Below are 19,887 nucleotides of genomic sequence, written 5' to 3'. Positions count from 1 at the left end.
CGTGCCCACCTCAGTCATTTTTCCCCTCGGGATAGAAAAGATGGGAGAGCAAGTCGTGACGCCGGGGATCGACACGGTTGACGATCAGCCATTTGCAGACGTAACAGAATTCACCATCCGCGTTCTTGTCATACTGGCTGCGCATTTTGCAGGCTCCCGCCGGACGATAGATCCCGCCGGACAAATGTGCCGCCCCCTCGAAGATGCCGATCATCGTCCGCGGCTGCCGGAGCCGGGCCAGTCCCGGGATGGTTCGCGGCACGTCGGGGTCCTTGCGGGCATGCGCGTGATCCGGGTCCCGGTTGAGTGGTCCGGGGTGCTCCACGAGATAGTTCAGCACGCTCTTCCGCACCACTCCGATCCGGCCGCCTTGAGCGTCGAGCATGGGGACGAAGATCGCCGAGCCCGCCTTGAAAACGGGAATCGGCCCGGAACTCAGCGTCCCACCCACGAGCACCACCGTGCCGGTCGTCAGGTCGACGTGGCTCACCGTCATCCCGGTGCTCCGCTGGTCCAGGGTCTTCTTCAACGGCAATTGCCGTCCGCGCGCAGTGGGCGCGAAGTTCTGAATATCCACCTTGAGCGCCTTCGTACGCACAAGGTCCCACTTCGCGGCATCGGACCCTCCGACCTTCACCTGGAGGCCGCCCGCGACCGCGACCGAGTTTTCGAGGAGCCTCGACGAAACCAGGACGCGCGGAAGATCCAGCCATTTCAGTTTGGCCAAGTCGAGTTTTCTCGAAGGCGGTATTTCCTTGCGCAGATATCCGAGCAGAGTAACGTTGTCGCCCAGTAGTTCTTCGCCCTTCGGATCCTCCGGAGCGTCCCCGTCGATATCCTCGTATTCGTCGGACAGAGCGAAACTGTGCCCGAATTCGTGCACGGCGGTGTCCGCGAGACCGGGGAAATCGGTGTGGACCGTAGTCATGTCCCTGAACCTCTCCAAAGGATCGGCCGTACCGCCATAGTCGACCTTCACCACGTGCTTGGTGTTCACGGTCACCCCCATCAGCGACCCGGCATTCATGTTCGTGGCGCCTTCGAGGTCGTCGAAGACGATCACGCCGATCAATCCTCGGCTGCGGCGGAAACTCGTATCGTCGACGGCCCAGGTCTTCCCGACGTCGTAGATCCGGCCGTCCTGGCCGGTGAACCTCAGCGCGCCGGCGAACCGCAGGACCAGGTTGCCGGGGCTCGACTGGGTGTAGTGGTTCGCATGGATTTCGGGCGGATGGCGACGCGGATCGAGGCCGATGACGCGGCTTTCCTCCATCCGGTAGAACTCGTAGACCCGGCCGATGAACCTGGCGAGTTGCGCACCGGGGGTGTCACCGGGAGGGCGACGGACCTGGTCTTCCAGCTTCGGCACCCGACCGGATCGGCGGTCACCCAGCCGGGCGCCCAGGATCAGGCCGAACAAAGTGTCCGGTACGGACAGGATTCCCGCCGACTTGTGCTCCCGCCAGGCCGCGATCAGCGGAGCGTCGACCTTGCTCGCGGTGAAACCGGGCAAACTCTGACGGCCCCAGAGATCCAGCGGATCGCCAGTGTCTTCGACGCGTTTGGGCAAGCCGACCGCGGCCACCAATTGACGCATCGTGTACCGGCGCCGGTCACGGTTCACCCGGAAGCCGTACGGAATGAGAGAACCGGCCTTGATCCGGCCGACGGTCTTGTCGGTGACCCGGCCTCCGTTCGCGATCCCCCGATCCTGCCAGGCCGTGAAATAGGAGAACAGGTTGAACCGCGATGTCAGCAATCCGTACGGTTCGTGTCGCGGATTGTCGAACATATTGTACTGGACATCGCCCGCCATCTCGCTGAAAAGAGCTTCGTCGCCGTCGAAGAATCCTTCCGACAACAACAGGATGTTCTGCATTCCCTCGAGGTCTTCCAGGTCGGGCCGCCGATAATCGTGTAGATCCGCGCGGACACGGCCGTAGTCGACCACCCAGACCGGAAGGTCCCTTGTCGTACCGAGGAACGTGCCGGCGACCACGGCGGGCGTGTTCGTGCCACCGGCGTGACCGGGCAGCGTTTCCCGCAACCCGCGGAGTCTCCCCTCGGGCGCGATCTCGACCCGGTCCGCGTTCCGCGACGACAGGGTGACGTACCCGTGTCCGGTGATGTCTCCCACGAGTTCCGCGGCACCATCGGGATCCTCGCTGAAGCGCGCGTGAATCGACGGCTGGGCATGCGCGATCTCGCCGTCCAGCGCGGTGGTGATGGACTGATTCCCGAACCACCAGTTCTCGATCTTCCGGTGGACCTGGATCCTGCCGACGATGTGGTCGACGCCGACGACCGCCTGGAACAGGAAGACCCCGGTCTCGGTCGCGGTCACCACTCCGGTGACCGGGTCCACGGTGGGAACACCGTCGAACCGGGAACCTGGCGGCTTGTAAGGCGCGAAGAATTCGTAGGTCGCCTGCACCTGGGTGAGCACATAACGGCCAGGATTTCCCGGGTCGATTCCTCTCCGGAAAACACGCAGGACAAGAGCGGGAGCCGAAAGGTCGAGAACAACATGGGCATCGCAATGCGGAAACAGCACCAGATCGGAAAACGGGTCGTCCACGTCTTTCCTCCCACCACGATCAGGAAAGATCGGTGCCGCGGAAATCGCGGTCCACCAAGGTTTCGGGATCAAGGTTGGCCGCCGAATGGATCAGTCGTCAACGCATGGCCCGATGAACTGCACCATGAGGCAGCGCGCCGGGCGGAACCCGGTGTGGCAAAGTCGGTTCCGTGGACAGGGACGCGTATCTCGAAGGCGCGATCAGGGATGTGCTCAGCGGTGACGACGCGACACTCGACGACCGGATCGGGCACGCCGCGTTGCTGTTCGCCGTCTCCGGCGCGTTCGCGGAAGCCGACCGGCTGATCACGCACTGGCACGCGCTCACCGAACGTCCCGTAACGGCGCTCGTCCCCGGCGCCGTACCTGCCCGCGCGTGGGCGATGCTCTTCGAAGCGCGAGACGAGCGACCGGACTGGGCGGCGGCGCTGACTCCGCTCGACCTCGACGCCGAGGAACGCGCTCACGACGAGTACCTCGCCCGGCGAGTGTCCGATCTCGACGGTCTGCTCGGCGGATCCCCGATCGGCGAGGCCGTCTCGCACCTCGGGCCGTCGCGGCCGGATCGGTTGCGCGAGGCCGTCGCCCGAGGCGACCTCGACGCCTGGGCCGAAATCGCCGCACGGCAGGCCCGGCCGGACGTCGCCGTACTCGCGGCGACACGACGGCTCGCCCCACAACTGGTCGCGGGCGCCGACCCGCTCGGCCTCGGCGAGTGGACAGGGCTGTGCGCGGGAGCGCTGGTCGCGGCGCTGTACCAGCGCTACCCGCCGGACACCGGTTCGTGGCGCGAGATGATCGCGGGCATCCTCCGGCTTCGCGGCGTCGGCACCGCACCCCCGGCGGCGTCGGCCCGGAACATCGACGCAGCCGAAGCACGCCTCGGGCTCCGGCTCCCTTCCGACTACAGAGAGTTCCTGCGGACCTGCGACGGCCTGCCCGCCGACGTCGTCTTCCCGCGCCTGCTCGGGACGGCGGAACTGCGCGCGGAAGGCGGAGTCGTCGTGATCGCCGAGCCTGCCGTGGTGCTGCTCACCGCGGCAGGCGAGCAGTGGCGGACGGTCGAGATCGACCCGGCGCTGGGCACGACGGTGCATCCGACGTTCCGGGCGCTGCTGGAGCGACATCTACTCCTGCTGGCGCAATCGGCTTGAGGCCGCGCCAAGTACGTGAAGGCCCCCTTCCTTGCGCTAGGCGCAAGGAAGGGGGCCTTCATGTACTTCAGGCGACCTGACCACATCCGCCGTGAGGCCAACTGATCTCGGGCACGACCACTCCGACCGGCCCCGATCAGGCTTCGCCGCGCTTCTTCCGCTCGGTGTACTCCCGCATCCGCTTCGGATAGCCGACCCGCGCCACCTCGTACACGGGGATCGACCGTTTGCGCCCGAACTGCTGCGCCGCGTCGAGGCTCTCGATCCGGCGCCGGGTCCACTCACCATCGTGCGCGATGAGGACGACTGTGGTCTCCGTGACGTTGGTCTTGGGCTCCACATAGGCCTCGACACCCGTCCGTGAAGCGGCCCACTCCTCAAGGTGCTTGAAGTCGTTTGAAGAGGCTTTCCGCAGCGTACCGGGCTTCTGCCCGCCTTTAGAGCGCCGGCGCAGCGAGTCGAACAGACCCACTCCGACCACCTCACTTCCCACTCGCGTCCAGCGTCCATTATCCCGATCGGGGCGTGTGCTCGCCGTCGCATACCCGGCTAGGTCGCAGGCCCGCCGCGCGTAGTGACAAGATGGCAAGTGTCCGCGCGCGCGTATACCGCGCGAAGCGGCGCCAGAGCACCACCCCTACCGCTTGCCGAGGAGTTATTGAAGTGACCGACACCTCCGCCGACCTTGTGATCCTGGGTGGCGGATCGGGCGGCTACGCCGCCGCGTTCCGCGCGGCCGAGCTGGGCCTTTCCGTCACCCTGATCGAAAAGGACAAGCTTGGCGGGACGTGCCTCCACCGAGGCTGCATCCCGACCAAGGCCCTCCTGCACGCGGCGGAGGTCGCCGACGAGACCCGCGACGCCGAGACCTTCGGCGTCAAGGCCGTGCTGGAAGGCATCGACATCGCCGGGGTCAACAAGTACAAGGACGGGATCGTCTCCCGCCTGTACAAGGGCCTCCAGGGCCTGGCCAAGGCGCACAAGGTGAACCTCGTCGAGGGCACCGGAACGTTCGTCGGCGGCACGACCGTCGAGGTCGACGGCACCCGCTACACCGGCAAGAACGTCATCCTCGCCACCGGCTCGTACTCGAAGACGCTGCCTGGCCTGGAGCTGGGCGGCCGCATCATCGCGAGCGAGCAGGCCCTTTCGCTGGACTACATCCCGAAGAAGGTCATCGTCCTCGGCGGTGGTGTCATCGGTGTCGAATTCGCGTCCGTCTGGGCGTCCTTCGGCGTCGACGTCACCATCGTGGAGGCGCTGCCCCGCCTGGTCCCGAACGAGGACGAGTACGCGTCCAAGCAGCTCGAGCGCGCTTTCCGCCGTCGCAAGATCGCCTTCAAGACCGGCGTCCGGTTCACCGGCGCCAAGCAGGACGACAACGGTGTCAGCGTGTCGCTGGAATCCGGCGAGACGCTCGAAGCCGATCTGCTGCTGGTCGCCGTCGGCCGCGGGCCGAACTCGGCCGGGCACGGGTACGAGGAGGCCGGGGTCAAGATGGAGCGCGGCTTCGTCCTCACCGACGACCGTCTGCGCACCAACCTGCCGAACGTCTACGCCGTCGGCGACATCGTCCCTGGCCTGCAACTCGCGCACCGCGGGTTCCAGCAGGGCATCTTCGTCGCCGAGGAGATCGCCGGCCAGGAGCCGCGCGTGATCGACGAGAGCGGCATCCCGCGCGTCACCTACTCGCACCCCGAGGTCGCTTCGGTCGGTCTCACCGAGTCGCAGGCGAAGGAGAAGTACGGCTCCGACGTCACCACCTTCACCTACGACCTCGGAGGCAACGGCAAGAGCCAGATCCTCAAGACCTCCGGTGGGGTCAAGCTGATCAAGGCCCCGGAAGGGCCGGTCGTGGGCGTGCACATGGTGGGCGACCGCGTCGGCGAGCTGATCGGCGAAGCGCAGCTGATCTACAGCTGGGAAGCGTTCCCCGAGGACGTGGCCCCGCTCATCCACGCGCACCCCACCCAGACCGAGGCCCTCGGTGAAGCGTTCCTCGCCCTGGCGGGCAAGCCGCTGCACGTCCACAGCTGACGTCTCACCGTCGAAGAACCAGACCAAGCAAGACATATCAAGGGAGTCAGCGAACGATGGCCTACTCCGTCACGTTGCCGGAGCTCGGTGAGAGCGTCACCGAGGGCACCGTCACCCGGTGGTTGAAGCAGGAGGGCGACACCGTCGAGGTCGACGAGCCGTTGCTCGAGATCTCCACGGACAAGGTCGACACCGAGGTCCCGTCCCCGGTGGCCGGCAAGGTCGTGAAGATCAGCGCCCAGGAAGACGAGACCGTCGAGGTCGGCGGCGAACTCGCCGTCATCGACGACGGGACCGGCGGGGTGCCGGAGTCCTCCGGTTCCGCCGAGCCCGCCGCCGAAGAGGCGCAGCCGGAACCCGAGCCCGAGCCGGAACCCGCGCAGGAGCAGGCCTCCGCGCCGTCCCAGCCGGACACCGCGTCGGCTTCGGGCGGCGAAGGCACCGAGGTGAAGCTGCCCGAGCTGGGCGAGAGCGTCACCGAGGGCACCGTCACCCGGTGGCTCAAGCAGGTCGGCGAGAGCGTCGAGGTCGACGAGCCGCTGCTCGAGATCTCCACGGACAAGGTCGACACCGAGGTCCCGTCCCCGGTCGCCGGCACCGTCCTGGAGATCCGCGCCGGCGAGGACGAGACCGTCGAGGTCGGCGGCGTGCTCGCGGTGATCGGCGCGGCCGGTTCCGCACCGGCCCCGAAGGCCGAGGCCCCCAAGCAGGAGGCGAAGCCCGAACCGAAACCGGAACCCAAGCCCGAGCCCAAGCCGGAACCGAAGCCGGAGCCCAAGGCCGAGGCCGCCCCGGCGCCGAAGCCCGCCGAGGCCCCGAAGCCCGCGGCGAGCAGCGACAACGGTTCGGACAGCGGGCCGTACGTGACGCCGCTGGTCCGCAAGCTCGCTTCGGAGCACGGCATCGACCTGACGTCGCTGAGCGGCAGCGGTGTCGGTGGCCGTATCCGCAAGCAGGACGTGCTCGCGGCCGCCGAGGCCAAGCAGAAGAAGGAAGCCCCGGCTCCCGCCGCACAGCCCGCCGCCGCTGCCCCGGCCGCCGCGGCGCCGTCGGCTCCGCGCAAGGCCGCGGTCTCGCCGGAGCTCGCGGCTCTGCGCGGCACCGTGCAGAAGGCCAGCCGGATCCGGCAGATCACCGCCGTGAAGACCCGCGAGTCGCTGCAGATTTCCGCGCAGCTCACGCAGGTCCACGAGGTGGACGTCACGAAGATCGCCAAGCTCCGCACGCGGGCGAAGGCGGCCTTCAAGGAGCGCGAGGGCGTCAACCTGACGTTCCTGCCGTTCTTCGCGAAGGCCACCGTCGAGGCGCTCAAGCAGCACCCGAACGTCAACGCGTCCTACAACGAGGACACGAAGGAGATCACCTACCACGGTGCGGTGCACCTGGGGATCGCGGTGGACACCGAAAAGGGTCTGCTGTCGGTGGTCATCCACGACGCGGGTGAGCTCAGCCTCGCCGGTCTGGCGCACCGCATCGCCGACCTGGCCGGCCGCGCGCGTTCGGGCCAGATCAAGCCGGACGAGCTGTCGGGCGGCACCTTCACGATCACGAACATCGGCTCCAACGGCGCCCTGTTCGACACGCCGATCATCGTGCAGCCGCAGTCCGGCATGCTCGGGACCGGCGCGGTCGTGAAGCGCCCGGTCGTGATCGCGGACGCCGACGGCAACGACACGATCGCCGTCCGGTCGATGGCGTTCCTGCCGCTGACCTACGACCACCGCCTGGTGGACGGGGCCGACGCGGGCCGCTTCGTCACGACGATCAAGCAGCGTCTGGAAGAGGGCAACTTCGAGGACGAGCTCGGTCTCTGATCCTCCGGTAGTCCGTAGAAGGCCCTCGTCCCGCTTCGGCGGGGCGGGGGCCTTCTACGTTCTCCTCGCAATTCGGCACCTGCTTGCGCTATTCACGCGCACAACAAACCGCAAGTAGGTGACTACTTGCGACGGTTTGACAGCCACCCAGAACTCTAGTATTCCGGAATTACGGAAAACAAGAGGGAGGGTGTTGACCATGCTGACCAGACGTCATCTGCTGGCGGGGGCCGCGGCCGGATCGGCGGCGCTGCTGCTGCCGGGGACGGCGAGCGCGACCACGACCGCGCCGGACACGTCGACCGAACAGGGCTGGCTCGACTGGATCACCGCGCACCGGCGCGATATCTCCGTCCTGATCGACGACGGCGCGGGTCGCCGCGCCGCGCGCAACGCGGACGTACGCCGGGTCATGGCTTCGTCGATCAAGGTCGTGCATCTCAGCGCGTACGCCACCGCGGTCGCCGAGGGCAGGCTCGACCCGAAGGAACGGATCCGGGTGGGCGACTGGGATGCCCACCACCCGTTCGTCGGCGACGGCCGCGCGCACTTCCAGGCGCTCAACTGGCTGGGTATCCCCTGTGACGACTACGGCATCGCCAAGGACCCCGAGCTGCGCGTCCCGCTGTCCAGGATTCCCGAAGCGATGATCTTCTTCAGCGACAACGCCGCGACCGACTACCTCCGCACCCGGCTCGGCGACCCAGCCCTCCAGTTCGCGGCGGCGCGCGGCGGCTGGTTCAGGCCCGACACCCGTTCGCTCGGCGGAGAGATCCTGATGCTGATGATGCCGGAGTACGCGCCTCCGCCCGGCAGCCCGGCAGCGGTCCGGCGTGCGATGGGCGACGCGGTGGCACGCCGGTTCGTGACCGATCCCGCGTTCCGCGCCGAAGCGTTCGAACGCGTCCCGGACAAGCCATGGCCTCCCGAAGCGCAGTGGGCGTGGACCAAGGGCCACGGCCAGGGTTCCGCGTCGGACCTGTTCGCGCTCCACCGCAGTCTGGCGTCGGGCCGCTACCGGCCGGGCGGAACGCAGGCGCGCGAACTCCTCGCTCTGCCGCTCTCGGACCGCATACCGGCGGGAGCGAGCGAAGTGCTCTTCAAGGGCGGAAACCTTCCGCGTTCGCTGACGCTCGGTCTCTCCGTACGGTGGCCCGGCGGACGTTCGGGTACGGCGGCCGTCCTGCTCACCGGCGTGACCGACCAGGACGTGGCGAACGCGTCACCGCTCATCGACGTCCTGATCGCGGCGCTGGCCGATCCGGCGAGGTTCGCCGCCCTCCAGCGAGCACTCGGTTAGCCCGACGGTATAGATAACCGGTATGAACGCTGAGCTCGCCGACCGGATAGCCGCCCTCGAAGAACGGGTCGCCGCACTCGAAGAACAGGGCCAGGCCTCGCCGCAGGCCGGTCCCGCGGGTCTGGTCGGGTATCGCGGCGAGCTCACCGATCCCGTCGAACTGCGCTGGGCGGTCAACGTCACGCCGGGACCGATGCTGGCGCTGGACGACGGGCCGCGGGTCGAGGTGCTCGCGGCCCTGTCCAGCACCGCGCGGGTGGCACTCGTGCGGACGCTGGCCGAAAAGGGCACCCAGTCCGCGCCCGCCTTGCAGGAGGCCGCCGAACTCGGCTCTCCCGGCCAGCTCTACCACCACCTCAAGGCGCTGACCGGCGCCGGGATCGTCGAGCAGGACAAGCGGGGCAGCTATCGCCTCCGTCCCACCGCGACGATCCCGGTGCTGGTGCTGCTCACCGCCGCCTCGGACGTGGCAGGGCAACTGTCGACCTGAGCGTGCGACCGGATCGCGGATACGACACGATCGGATCATGCGAGTTCTGATCGCGGGTGCGAGCGGACTGATCGGCACCTCCCTGGCCAAGCGGCTCCGTGCGTCAGGGCACGAGGTGGTCCGCCTCGTGCGCCGGGAAGAACGGGCCGCCGACGAACGCCGCTGGGATCCCCCCGCCGGCGAGATCGCCGACGGCGCGCTCGACGGCATCGACGCGGTGGTGAATCTCGCGGGTGCGCCGCTGCTGCCGGGACGCTGGAGCGCGGCCCGCAAGCAGGTCCTGCTCGACAGCCGGGTCGAACCGACCGAAGTCCTCGCCGAAGCGGTCGCCGAACACGGGATACCGGTGCTGGTGAACGCTTCCGCGGTCGGCTACTACGGCGACCCCGGACCGTCCCTTGTGGACGAATCGAGCCCGGTCGGCCGCGGTTTCCTCGCCGAACTCTGCACGGCGTGGGAAGGCGCCACCGACACCGCGGCCACCTCGGGCGCCCGTGTCGTGCGGATCCGCACCGGGCTCGTCCTCGCCCGCAAGGGTGGACTTCTCGACGTCCTGCGGCCACTGTTCCGGCTGGGACTCGGCGGGAAACTCGGTGACGGCAAGCAGTACATGCCGTGGATCTCGCTCGACGACGAGGTCGGCGCGATCGTCTTCGCGCTGGAGAACGAGTCCTTGTCCGGCGCGGTGAACCTCAGTGGGCCGCAGCCCGCCACGAACGCCGCGTTCACGAAGGCGCTCGGCCGCGCCGTCCATCGCCCGGCGATCTGGCAGGTGCCCGGGTTCGCCATGAAGATCGCCCTCGGTCAGGCCGCCGAAGAGATGGCGCTGTTCGGGCAGCGCGCCATGCCCAAAGCCTTGGAGGAGGCGGGGTACGCCTTCCGCCACCCGACCCTCGAGGACGCGCTGGCCGCCGCGACATGACCTTGCGGCGCGGCCTCCATCTCCTCGCCGGAGCCCTTCTGCTGATCGGCTTCGTCATACTCGGGCTGTTCGTCGACGACCGGCCGCCGCCGGTGGACGTCGCCCTCGCCGACGCGTTCCGCGGCCAGTACACCCGGCCCGCCGGGCAGGTGGCCGACCTGATCACGAACGTCCTCGGCCCGGTCCTGCCGTTCGCGCTGGGCGCACTGCTGGCGGTGCTCGCCTGGCGCCGCCGGGACCTGACAGTGCTGTGCGTCAAACTGGCCGTCGTCCTGCTGTTGTGCCGTCTGACCAGCTTGGTCGCGAAGCCGGTCTTCTACCGGGAACGGCCCCGCGAATTCCCCGATCTGAGCTACCCGAGCGGGCATGTCGTCGCCGTGGCCTGCACCGGATTCGTCGCCGTCCTGCTGTGCGCGTGGACCCGCCCGCGGTTGGTGCGCCTCGCCATCACGATCGCCGTCGCGGCGACGGTGATCGGCGCGCTCTGCCGCGTCGTCCTGGGCGTGCATTGGCTGACCGACACAGCGGGATCCGTACTCGCCGTGGGTGGCGTCGGCCTGATTTCGGCGGCCTGGCTGGGCCTGCTCCCCCTACCGGAAGACCCGGCGTAGTGTCGCTGACGTGAGCTCTTCGACCACGTCATGCCGCGCCGCCACCGAGCCCGTCGACGTCCGCGAGATCGGGACGATCGACTACACCGAAGCCTGGGAAATCCAGCGCCGGCACGTGACAGCCCGTGCCGACGGCGAAGGCCCCGACACCATGCTGCTGCTGGAGCACCCGTCGGTGTACACCGCGGGCAAGCGCACCGAAGCCGAGGACCGGCCGACCGACGGCACCCCGGTGATCGACGTCGACCGCGGCGGCAAGATCACCTGGCACGGGCCTGGCCAGCTGGTCGGCTACCCGATCATCAAACTCGCCGACCCGATCGACGTCGTGCACTACGTCCGGCGTCTCGAAGAGGCCCTGATCACCGTCTGCGACCAGCTCGGCGTGCACACCGGCCGGGTCGAAGGCCGCAGTGGCGTCTGGATCCCGGCCGACGACCGCGGCGTCGAGCGGAAGATCGCCGCGATCGGCATCCGCGTGCAGCGCGGCGTGACCATGCACGGTTTCGAGCTGAACTGCGATCCCGACCTCGGTGCTTTCGACAAGATCGTCCCGTGCGGCATCCGGGACGCGGGCGTGACGTCGCTCTCGTACGAACTCGACCGTGAGGTCACCGTGGCGTCGGTGCTGCCGATGGCGCGCGAAGCCGTGCTCGCGGCGCTGGAGGGCGACCTCGTGGTGAGCGACGAGCGCTGGCTGCCGCGCCCCGAGGCACCCGCGGCCCCCGGTGTCACTTTCGCCTTGCAGAGCTGAGAAGCGCGTGAAGCCTCAGTCCAGCTGAGGTGCGACCTCGGAAGCGACCAGCTCGACCTGGTCCAGATCCGAGAGGTCAAGAAGCTGGAGGTAGAGCCGGGTGATCCCGGTCTTCTCCCGCCAGATCCCGATCTTCTCGACGACCTCCGACGGCGTCCCCGCGAGCCCGTTCTCACGCAGCTCGGAGACCTCACGTCCGATCACCGAAGCGCGCTTCGCGACCTCGGCGTCGTCACGGCCCACGGCCACGACCAACGCGGCCGAGCGGATGATCTCCTTGGGGTCGCGGCCGATCTCGCGTGCGGCGTCGTCGACGCGGCCGAACTGCTCGACGGCGAAATCCGGCCCCACGAACGGCAGGTTGAACTCGTCGGCGTAGCGCGCGGCGAGCGCCGGGGTCCGCTTCTTGCCACCACCGCCGATGATCACCGGAGGCCTCGGCCGCTGAGCCGGCTTCGGCAGGCCGGGCGAGTCGACGAGCTTGTAGTGCTCGCCGTCGAAGGAGAACGTCTCCCCTTCCGGCGTCTCCCACAGTCCGGTGACGACCGCGAGCTGCTCGGCGTACCGGTCGAAGCGCTCCTTGATCGGCGGGAGATCGAGGCCGTACGCGGTGTGTTCGTCGTCGTACCAGCCGGAACCGAGGCCGAGTTCGACACGGCCGCCGGACATCTGGTCCACCTGCGCGACCGAGATCGCGAGCACCGACGGGTGCCGGAAGGTGGCGGCGGTGACGAGGGTGCCCAGCCGCACACGGCTGGTCTCACGGGCGAGACCCGCGAGGGTGATCCACGCGTCGGTCGGCCCGGGCAGGCCGGAAGCCGAACCCATCTTCAGGTAGTGATCGCTGCGGAAGAAGGCGTCGTAACCCGCGTCCTCGGTGGCCTTGGCCACCCGGAGCAGGTCTTCGTAGCTGGCCCCCTGCTGGGGCTCGGTAAAGATCCTGAGGTCCACGAACGCCACCCTATAGACGGGTAGGTCAGCTCGCTTTCCCGTGCTCGGCGGGCGGAACGCGGCGGAATCCGACGAGCAGCCGCACCAGGACCTCCTCGACCTGTGCGCTGACCTTCTTCGGCTCCGGCGACGACGCGATCTCGATCGCGGCACTCGACAACGCGCCGAACAGCAGCCGCGCGGTGACGTCCACCGGGACGTCGTCGACCTCGCCGACCTCGATGAGCGACTGGATCCCGGTGCGGACCAGGCCGAAACTGCACCGTTCCTCGGCCTCGCGCCAGCGTTCCCAGCCCATCACCACCGGCGCCTCGTGGATCGCGATGCGCTGGTACGCGGGGTCGAGGCAGCTCTGCAGGAATCCGCGCAGCCCGGCGAGCGCCCGCTCCCACGGCGAGTCCGGGCCGTTCATGATCTTTTCGAGCCTGTCGAAGACCTGGCTCTCCACCGTGTCGAAGGCCGCCTCGAACAGCGCCTGCTTCCCACTGAAATGGTGGTAGAGCGCGCCCTTCGTCACCCTGGCCCGCTTGGCGATCTCATCGAGAGAAGTACCCGCGTACCCGCGTTTGGTGAACAGCTCCACGGCACTCTCGACGAGTGCCGACCGGGTGGACTCGGAATAGTCCAGCCGCCTTGACCTCATTGTCGCCACCTTCACAACTTTACGCCGCCGGCCCCACTCCATACTCATGGTATGTTGGCTGCTGTCAGGTCCGTACCGGGAGTATGCCGCAAACCTGCGGTATGAACCGGGTCACGGAGGGGAGCCCACATCATGAGCTGGAACGACTTCTACCAGCGGCGCGACATCCTCGAAGCCGCACTGCGTCAGGCGGGTCACCACCCGGCCGACCCCCTGTCACTCGACGAAATCCCGGGGGCCACCAAGTACTTCGCGACCGAGGACGAGCTTCTGGTCGCGCTCCGGTACAAGTGGAACCAAGTGTTCTCCGGCCACCTTCGCGCCGAGATGACCGATCCGGACTACGCCGATCAGGATCTCGCGCTCGACAGGGTCGAGGCCGTCACCCGCGCCTGGAACAGCGCCACCGCCGAACACGAGACCCTCCGCGCCGTTCTCGACGCGGCCCTCGAACGGTGCCCCGCGCTGATCCCTTCCCACGAAGCCGAACTGCGCACTCTCGCGCTGACGGCGGGACTGGCCGACGGCAAGGAACCGGCCGAGGAGACCACCAAGGTCGGCAGCGCCTTCGCCACCCTGCTCCGGCACGGTCGGCACGCGAAGCCCGCCCGCCGCCGCAGCCCGATGGGTCACCTGCTCCGCTTGCTCGCGCCGAGCGCGTGATCCGGCGTGGCGGGGCAGGCGACGATGTAGTTAGGTGACCGACATGGCTGCTCACACGCGCTGGACCGAGGCCGACATCCCGGATCAGACCGGCCGGACCGCGTTCGTCACGGGGGCGAACTCGGGGCTGGGACTGCGGACGGCCGAAGTGCTCGCGAGCAAGGGGGCTCGCGTGCTGCTCGGCTGCCGGTCGCCGGAACGCGGGGCCAAGGCGCTGGAGCAGGTGCGCGCGGCCGCGACCGGGGACGCGCCCGAACTCGTCCGCCTGGACCTCGCCGACCTCGACTCGGTGCGCGAAGCCGCGAAGAAGGTCCAGGAACTGTCGGGCGGCAAGCTCGACCTCCTGGTCAACAACGCGGGCGTGATGGCGACCCCGCGCGGCCACACCAAGGACGGCTTCGAGACCCAGTTCGGCACCAACCACCTCGGGCACGCCGTGCTGACCTGGCTGCTGATGCCGTCGTTGCGTGAGGGCGCCGGTGCCCGCGTGGTGACCGTGTCGAGTGTCGCGGCGACGGGCGCGCGCATCGACGTCGCGGACCCGAACTTCGAACGCCGCATGTACAACCCCGCCGCGGCCTACGGCCAGTCGAAACTCTCCAACCAGGTGTTCGCGCTCGAACTCGACCGCAGGCTGCGCGCCGCGGGCGAGGGCGTCGTCAGCGTGGCCGCCCACCCCGGCTATGTCTGGACCGGACTCGGTTCGGGGATGGCCCGCTCCTACCGCAACCCGGTGGTCCGCGCGCTCGTCGGCGCGGGCAACCGGATCGGCGAGGTGCTGATCGCGCAGAACGCGCGCAAGGGCACACTCCCGCAGCTGTTCGCCGCGACCGCTCCCGAGGTGGTGGGCGGCGACTACATCGGCCCGCACGGCGTCGGCGGCTTGCGTGGCAACCCGGTCAAGGTGCGGCCTCTGCCCGCCGCGAGGAGCGAATCGCTCGGCGCCGCGTTGTGGGACGTGACCACCAAGTTGACGGGCGTCACCCCCGACCCCGCGTGAGCGGCGACCACTGCTCCGGCGGGCGTAGGGTGACGGGGTGAGTGCTGCCCCAGATGGCCGCAAGTTGTTGCGGCTCGAGGTCCGGAATTCTCAGACTCCCATCGAGAAGAAGCCGCCGTGGATCAAGACGCGCGCGCGGATGGGACCGGAGTTCACCGAGCTCAAGGGCTTGGTCAAGCGTGAAGGTCTCCATACCGTGTGTGAGGAGGCCGGTTGTCCCAACATCTATGAATGCTGGGAGGACCGTGAGGCGACGTTCCTGATCGGTGGCGATCAGTGCACGCGGCGGTGTGATTTCTGTCAGATCGACACCGGCAAGCCTGCCGAGCTGGACCGCACCGAGCCCCGCAAGGTGGCGGAGTCGGTGCAGGCGATGGGGTTGCGCTACTCGACGGTGACCGGTGTGGCGCGCGACGACCTGGAAGACGGTGGTGCGTGGCTGTACGCGGAGACCGTGCGCCAGATCCACGCACTGAACCCCGGCACCGGCGTCGAACTGCTGATCCCCGACTTCAACGCCGACCCCGACCAGCTGGCCGAGGTCTTCGGTTCGCGTCCCGAGGTCCTGGCGCACAACGTCGAGACCGTGCCGCGCATCTTCAAGCGCATCCGCCCGGGTTTCCGGTACGCGCGGTCGCTGGAAGTCATCACGCGGGCTCGTGAGGCTGGTCTGGTGACGAAGTCGAACTTGATCCTGGGTATGGGCGAGACTCCGGAGGAGGTCGCGCCCGCCATGCGGGATCTGGTCGATGCGGGCTGCGAAATCCTGACGATCACCCAGTACCTGCGTCCTTCGCCGCGGCATCATCCGGTGGACCGGTGGGTGAAGCCCGAAGAGTTCGTCGAGCACTCCAGCGCGGCCGAGGCGATGGGTTTCGCTGGTGTGATGGCCGGTCCGCTCGTACGCTCGTCGTATCGGGCCGGGCGGTTGTTCGCGCAGACGAAGGCCCACCGCGGCGAAGCGCTGTCGGAGAACCTGGCCCACCTCGCCGCTGAGGGCCCCGCCGCGCAGGAAGCCAGCTCGCTGCTGGCTCGGTGACTCCGGTCACCCTCTTCGCGACCTCGTCACCCGAAAGGTCAAGGATCAGTAATGTGACCTGGTGGCGTTGGTAACGGATCTTTTGAACTGGCTGCAGGGACTCCCGGAACCGGGACTGGTCGCGGCGACCGGCGGACTGGTGTTCGCCGAATGCACCATCGGGCTCGGCTTCATCGCACCCGGCGAATCGGGGCTGCTGGTCGCGGCCACGACGGCGACGTCGGTCTCCCGTTTCCTGACGCTGTGGGCGGTCGTGACGGTTTGCGCCGCGCTGGGTGACTCACTCGGCTACGCGATCGGCAAACGCTTCGGTCCGCGCCTGCGCGAAACGAAACTGATCCGCAAATACGGCCTCGACGCCTGGGACAAGGCGACAGGCGTGCTCGAACGGCGAGGCGCGTGGGCGGTGTTCTTCGCGCGGTTCCTCCCGGTCATCCGCACGCTGACCCCGGCGGCGTCCGGGACCTCGGGTCTGCCGTTCCGCAAGTTCCTTCCCGCCGCGGCGGCCGGTGCGGCCTGCTGGTCGGCCATCCACATCGGCATCGGCGCCGCCCTCGGTGAAGCCGCGAAGAAGGTCGAAGGCGTGCTGAACACCGGCGGCCTGGCCATCGTCGGCGTGCTCGTCGGTGTCGCCGTGTTCTTCCTGCTGCGCTACAAGAAAAAGAAGGCGCTCGGCGGCACAGCCGAAGAAGCCACTCCGGCGAAGGTCGGCGCGGAGGACTAGATTCCGGGCATGGCCGCCCTGAACCTGCCCCAGCCGATCGGTTTCGTCCTCGGCGGTGGCGGCAGCCTCGGCGCCATGCAGGTCGGGATGCTGCGGGCACTCTCGGAAGCAGGCGTCGCGCCCGATCTCGTCGTCGGCACCTCGGTGGGTTCGCTGAACGCCGCCGTCCTCGCGCTCGGGGACGAGTCGGGTGACCGGCTGAACCGGATCTGGTCGCGGATGACGCGGCACGAGGCGTTCCCCGGCGGCGTGCTCAGCCAGGTGCGGACCCTGCGGCACAGCAAGACCAACCTGTTCCCCAACACCGGGCTCGCCGCGATCGTCGACGAGCACATCGGTGAGGGCGTCCGGTTCGAGGATCTCGCGCTGCCGCTGGGCGTCGTCGCGACGGACGTCGACACCGCCGAGCCGCTGCTGATCCGCTCAGGGCCTGTTCTGGCGCCGCTGCTCGCCAGCTGCGCGATCCCGGGGATCTATCCGCCGGTGGCGTTCGGGGACCGCGTGCTCTACGACGGCGGCTTGGTCGCCAACGTGCCGATGCGTCAGGCGCTCGCGATGGGCGCGAAGTCGCTCGTCGTCCTCGACTGCGCCTTCCCCGGCAAGATGCCCGGAACCCCGCAGACCTTCGCCGAGGTGATGATGTTCACCGCGATGATCAGCATGCGGAACCAGGCCGTGCTGGAGGCGCCGATCGCCGCGGCCGAAGTGCCGGTGGTCTACGTGCCGGGCCCGAAGCCGGTGCGGGTCAGCCCGCTGGACTTCAGCCACACCACCACACTGACTGCCCAGGCCTACGAAGCCGCGAAGACCTATTTGGGCGAATTGCGTGTCGATGGCCCTGGTCTTTATGGTGCGCCAGGTCTCGTCGTGGCCTGACGAGCAACCATCCGGCATCGATCACGTCTTCTTCGTCGCGTACTTTTGAAAGAGAACTTTCCGCGACGTAAAAAGAGACTCATATGTTTCCCAAGAAGACATTACTTTCGACGGCCGGAATACTCGCCGCGGTACTGCTGATCTCGGCCTGTTCGTCCTCGGGCGGGAACGGTCCCGCGAATTCGACCGGCGCCGGATCGGACGAAAGCCCGATTTCGGTGACCATTGATCCGGCGGGCGGAGCCGATGTCAATCCGGCGACCCCGGTCGTCGTCAAGGCCGAGCACGGCAAACTGACCGACGTCACCGTCACCAACGCCGACAAGGGCAAGCAGGTGAAGGGCGAGCTGGCGGGCGACGGGCTCAGCTGGAAGACGGTGGAGCCACTCGGTTACGGCAGCACCTACAAGATCGTGGCGCACGCCAAGGGGACCGACGGAAAACCGGTCGAGCAGCAGAGCCGGGTCTCCACCCTGAGCCCGAAGCAGCAGGCGAACCCGAACCTGATCCCGGCGCCCTCGGCGGTCGCGTCCGGCGGTGTCGGCGTCGGGCAGCCGATCGTGTTCGCGTTCGGCCAGCCGGTGAAGAACAAGGCCGAGGTGGAGAAGAAGCTGTCGGTGGAGTCCACCCCGAAACAGGAGGGCTCCTGGTACTGGATCGACGACAAGAACGTCCATTACCGCCCCAAGGCGTACTGGCAGCCGGGCACGACGCTCAAGGTGTCGGCGATGATCTACGGCGTCGATTTCGGCAATGGCGTCTACGGCGCGACCGACCGCACCGAAACGTACAAGGTGCACGATTCCTGGGTCGCGAAGGCCGACGGCAACACCGAGCAGATGCAGATCTTCCACAACGGCCAGCTGGCGAAATCGATGCCCATTTCCATGGGCAAGGACGCCACGCCGACACATTTGGGCGCACACGTCATTTCGGACAAACACGAGAATTACACGATGGACTCGTGCACCTACGGCGTCTGCCAGGGCCAGCCGGGGTACTACAAGGCCAACGAGAAATGGTCGCTGCGCATCTCCAACGACGGCGAGTTCGTCCATGAGAACCCGAACAGCGTCGGCGCGCAGGGCAGCTCGAACGTCTCACACGGCTGCATCAACCTGAACGCCGCGAACGCCCAGTGGTTCTACCAGAACATGGGGCTCGGCGACGTCGTCGAGGTGACGAACTCCGGTGGTCCGCAACTGCCGGTCTGGGACCTCTACGGCGACTGGTCGAAGTCCTGGGCGGACTGGCAGGCGGGCAGCGCGATCAAGTAGGGGCATGATGGGCCGGGTGACCACCACCCTGGACAGGGCCCGCTCACTCGTGGCCGGTGCCGGCCGGATCGTCGCACTGACCGGCGCCGGGATCTCCACGGATTCGGGGATCCCCGACTTCCGCGGCCCGCAGGGCCTGTGGACCCGCGATCCGGCCGCGGAGAAGATGTCGAACCTCCAGGCGTATCAGGGCAGCCGCGAGGTTCGCGAACGGACCTGGCAGGCGCGGCTGGTACACCCAGGCTGGCACGCCGAACCGAACGCCGCGCATTACGCGCTCGCGCGCCTGTCGCCGACGCATACCATCACCCAGAACATCGACCGGCTGCACCAGAAGGCGGGTTCCCCGCCTGAGCGGGTGCTGGAACTGCACGGGACGATGTTCGAGTCCGTCTGCCTGTCCTGTGACGATCACCGGGACATGCGCACGACGCTGGACCGCGTCCGGGCGGGCGAAACCGATCCGCCCTGCCTGGTGTGCGGCGGCATCCTGAAGTCCGCCACGATCTCGTTCGGCCAGCAGCTGGACCGGAACCTGCTCCTCGCGGCTCGCGCCGCCGCCGAAGCGAGCGATCTCCTGCTGGTGGCCGGCTCGTCCCTGAGCGTGCAGCCCGCGGCCGGCCTGGTGAGCGCCGCTTCACGAGCCGGTGCCACTGTCGTGATCTGCAACGGCTCCGAAACGCCCTACGACACCATGGCGGCAGCCTTGGTCCGCGGCCCCCTCAGCGAAACCCTCCCCGCCCTAACCCCGTACCTCGCGTGCTCAACCCCGCCACCCGCGTGCTCAGGCGCGTATCTCGTGTGCTCAGGCGGAGAACTCGCGTGATTGGCTGGAGATCATCGTGTTCTCCGTCTGATCACGTGTGTTCTCCGTTCAATCACGTGTGTTCGCCGTCTGATCACGGGTGTGGCGGGTTTCGGGTATGAAAAAGGGTCTGGGACCTGGGAGAACCTTGAGGGGTTCTCGACCAGGTCCCAGACCCTGTTTCAATGTTAGTCCGGCGGTGTCCTACTCTCCCACAACCCTTCGGTTGCAGTACCATCGGCGCTGTCA

The 19,887-nt window shown here is 68.1% G+C and carries 19 protein-coding genes; 15 read left to right on the top strand and 4 right to left on the bottom strand.

From position 1 onward, the window contains the following. Positions 1-10 precede the first annotated feature (10 nt). The gene (locus ACLARN_RS35145) at positions 11-2,578 is read right to left on the bottom strand and encodes a hypothetical protein (protein ID WP_409495779.1); all 2,568 of its coding nucleotides are present in this window, start codon (positions 2,576-2,578) and stop codon (positions 11-13) included. Positions 2,579-2,748: 170 nt separating this feature from the next. Between ACLARN_RS35145 and ACLARN_RS35140 the strand changes: the two genes are divergently transcribed. Further along, positions 2,749-3,732: an SMI1/KNR4 family protein gene (locus tag ACLARN_RS35140; RefSeq protein ID WP_409495778.1), complete on the top strand. Its 984-nt coding sequence runs from the start codon at positions 2,749-2,751 to the stop codon at positions 3,730-3,732. A gap of 136 nt (positions 3,733-3,868) precedes the next feature. Here the strand turns inward: ACLARN_RS35140 and ACLARN_RS35135 are convergent, their stop codons facing one another. Further along, positions 3,869-4,213, bottom strand: coding sequence for a hypothetical protein (locus ACLARN_RS35135; RefSeq protein ID WP_034324128.1), 345 nt, complete (start codon positions 4,211-4,213; stop codon positions 3,869-3,871). Positions 4,214-4,395: 182 nt separating this feature from the next. Between ACLARN_RS35135 and lpdA the strand changes: the two genes are divergently transcribed. From lpdA to lipB, 7 genes are all read left to right on the top strand, one after another. Continuing rightward, positions 4,396-5,769 carry a dihydrolipoyl dehydrogenase gene (gene lpdA / locus ACLARN_RS35130; protein ID WP_005164222.1) on the top strand — a complete coding sequence of 458 codons (1,374 nt, stop codon included), beginning with the start codon at positions 4,396-4,398 and terminating at the stop codon, positions 5,767-5,769. 56 nt (positions 5,770-5,825) lie between these two features. Continuing rightward, a complete protein-coding gene (gene sucB / locus ACLARN_RS35125) occupies positions 5,826-7,583 on the top strand; it encodes a 2-oxoglutarate dehydrogenase, E2 component, dihydrolipoamide succinyltransferase (RefSeq protein WP_409495777.1) in 1,758 nt (585 codons plus the stop codon). Positions 7,584-7,782: 199 nt separating this feature from the next. Then, positions 7,783-8,883, top strand: a complete 1,101-nt coding sequence (locus ACLARN_RS35120) for a serine hydrolase (RefSeq protein ID WP_409495776.1) — start codon at positions 7,783-7,785, stop codon at positions 8,881-8,883. Positions 8,884-8,905: 22 nt separating this feature from the next. Continuing rightward, the gene (locus ACLARN_RS35115; protein ID WP_409495775.1) at positions 8,906-9,373 is read left to right on the top strand and encodes an ArsR/SmtB family transcription factor; all 468 of its coding nucleotides are present in this window, start codon (positions 8,906-8,908) and stop codon (positions 9,371-9,373) included. 37 nt (positions 9,374-9,410) lie between these two features. Further along, on the top strand, positions 9,411-10,295 hold the full coding sequence (locus tag ACLARN_RS35110) for a TIGR01777 family oxidoreductase (RefSeq protein WP_409495774.1): 885 nt from the start codon (positions 9,411-9,413) through the stop codon (positions 10,293-10,295). Beyond that, positions 10,292-10,906, top strand: coding sequence for a phosphatase PAP2 family protein (locus tag ACLARN_RS35105; RefSeq protein ID WP_409495773.1), 615 nt, complete (start codon positions 10,292-10,294; stop codon positions 10,904-10,906). Before ACLARN_RS35110 ends, ACLARN_RS35105 begins: the two co-directional genes overlap by 4 nt. A 10-nt stretch (positions 10,907-10,916) precedes the next feature. Further along, positions 10,917-11,660 (top strand): lipoyl(octanoyl) transferase LipB, encoded by a 744-nt coding sequence (lipB, locus tag ACLARN_RS35100; RefSeq protein ID WP_409495772.1) that lies wholly within the window; start codon positions 10,917-10,919, stop codon positions 11,658-11,660. Positions 11,661-11,675: 15 nt separating this feature from the next. Here lipB and ACLARN_RS35095 read toward each other — a convergent pair whose 3' ends face one another. Next, a complete protein-coding gene (locus tag ACLARN_RS35095; RefSeq protein WP_409495771.1) occupies positions 11,676-12,611 on the bottom strand; it encodes an LLM class F420-dependent oxidoreductase in 936 nt (311 codons plus the stop codon). Positions 12,612-12,636: 25 nt separating this feature from the next. Beyond that, positions 12,637-13,254, bottom strand: coding sequence for a TetR/AcrR family transcriptional regulator (locus ACLARN_RS35090; protein WP_093938700.1), 618 nt, complete (start codon positions 13,252-13,254; stop codon positions 12,637-12,639). 132 nt (positions 13,255-13,386) lie between these two features. Between ACLARN_RS35090 and ACLARN_RS35085 the strand changes: the two genes are divergently transcribed. The 7 genes from ACLARN_RS35085 to ACLARN_RS35055 all read left to right on the top strand — a co-directional run bounded on the left by ACLARN_RS35085 (position 13,387) and on the right by ACLARN_RS35055 (position 19,659). Further along, complete coding sequence (locus ACLARN_RS35085; RefSeq protein WP_409495770.1) at positions 13,387-13,917, top strand: hypothetical protein; 531 nt, start codon at positions 13,387-13,389, stop codon at positions 13,915-13,917. A 43-nt stretch (positions 13,918-13,960) separates the two neighbouring features. Then, positions 13,961-14,917 (top strand): oxidoreductase, encoded by a 957-nt coding sequence (locus tag ACLARN_RS35080; RefSeq protein WP_409495769.1) that lies wholly within the window; start codon positions 13,961-13,963, stop codon positions 14,915-14,917. Positions 14,918-14,954: 37 nt separating this feature from the next. Beyond that, positions 14,955-15,956 (top strand): lipoyl synthase, encoded by a 1,002-nt coding sequence (gene lipA, locus ACLARN_RS35075; RefSeq protein ID WP_409495768.1) that lies wholly within the window; start codon positions 14,955-14,957, stop codon positions 15,954-15,956. 61 nt (positions 15,957-16,017) lie between these two features. Continuing rightward, positions 16,018-16,680: a DedA family protein gene (locus tag ACLARN_RS35070; RefSeq protein WP_409495767.1), complete on the top strand. Its 663-nt coding sequence runs from the start codon at positions 16,018-16,020 to the stop codon at positions 16,678-16,680. 9 nt (positions 16,681-16,689) lie between these two features. After that, positions 16,690-17,556: a patatin-like phospholipase family protein gene (locus ACLARN_RS35065; protein ID WP_409495766.1), complete on the top strand. Its 867-nt coding sequence runs from the start codon at positions 16,690-16,692 to the stop codon at positions 17,554-17,556. A gap of 83 nt (positions 17,557-17,639) precedes the next feature. After that, positions 17,640-18,833 (top strand): Ig-like domain-containing protein, encoded by a 1,194-nt coding sequence (locus ACLARN_RS35060; RefSeq protein WP_409495765.1) that lies wholly within the window; start codon positions 17,640-17,642, stop codon positions 18,831-18,833. A 16-nt stretch (positions 18,834-18,849) separates the two neighbouring features. Then, on the top strand, positions 18,850-19,659 hold the full coding sequence (locus tag ACLARN_RS35055) for an SIR2 family NAD-dependent protein deacylase (protein WP_409495764.1): 810 nt from the start codon (positions 18,850-18,852) through the stop codon (positions 19,657-19,659). Positions 19,660-19,887: the final 228 nt, after the last annotated feature.

Origin of the sequence: Amycolatopsis sp. cmx-11-12 (assembly GCF_046269425.1) — a bacterium.
In the GTDB taxonomy this organism is placed as follows: Bacteria; Actinomycetota; Actinomycetes; order Mycobacteriales; family Pseudonocardiaceae; genus Amycolatopsis.
This window is presented reverse-complemented; position numbering and strand designations above follow the sequence as displayed.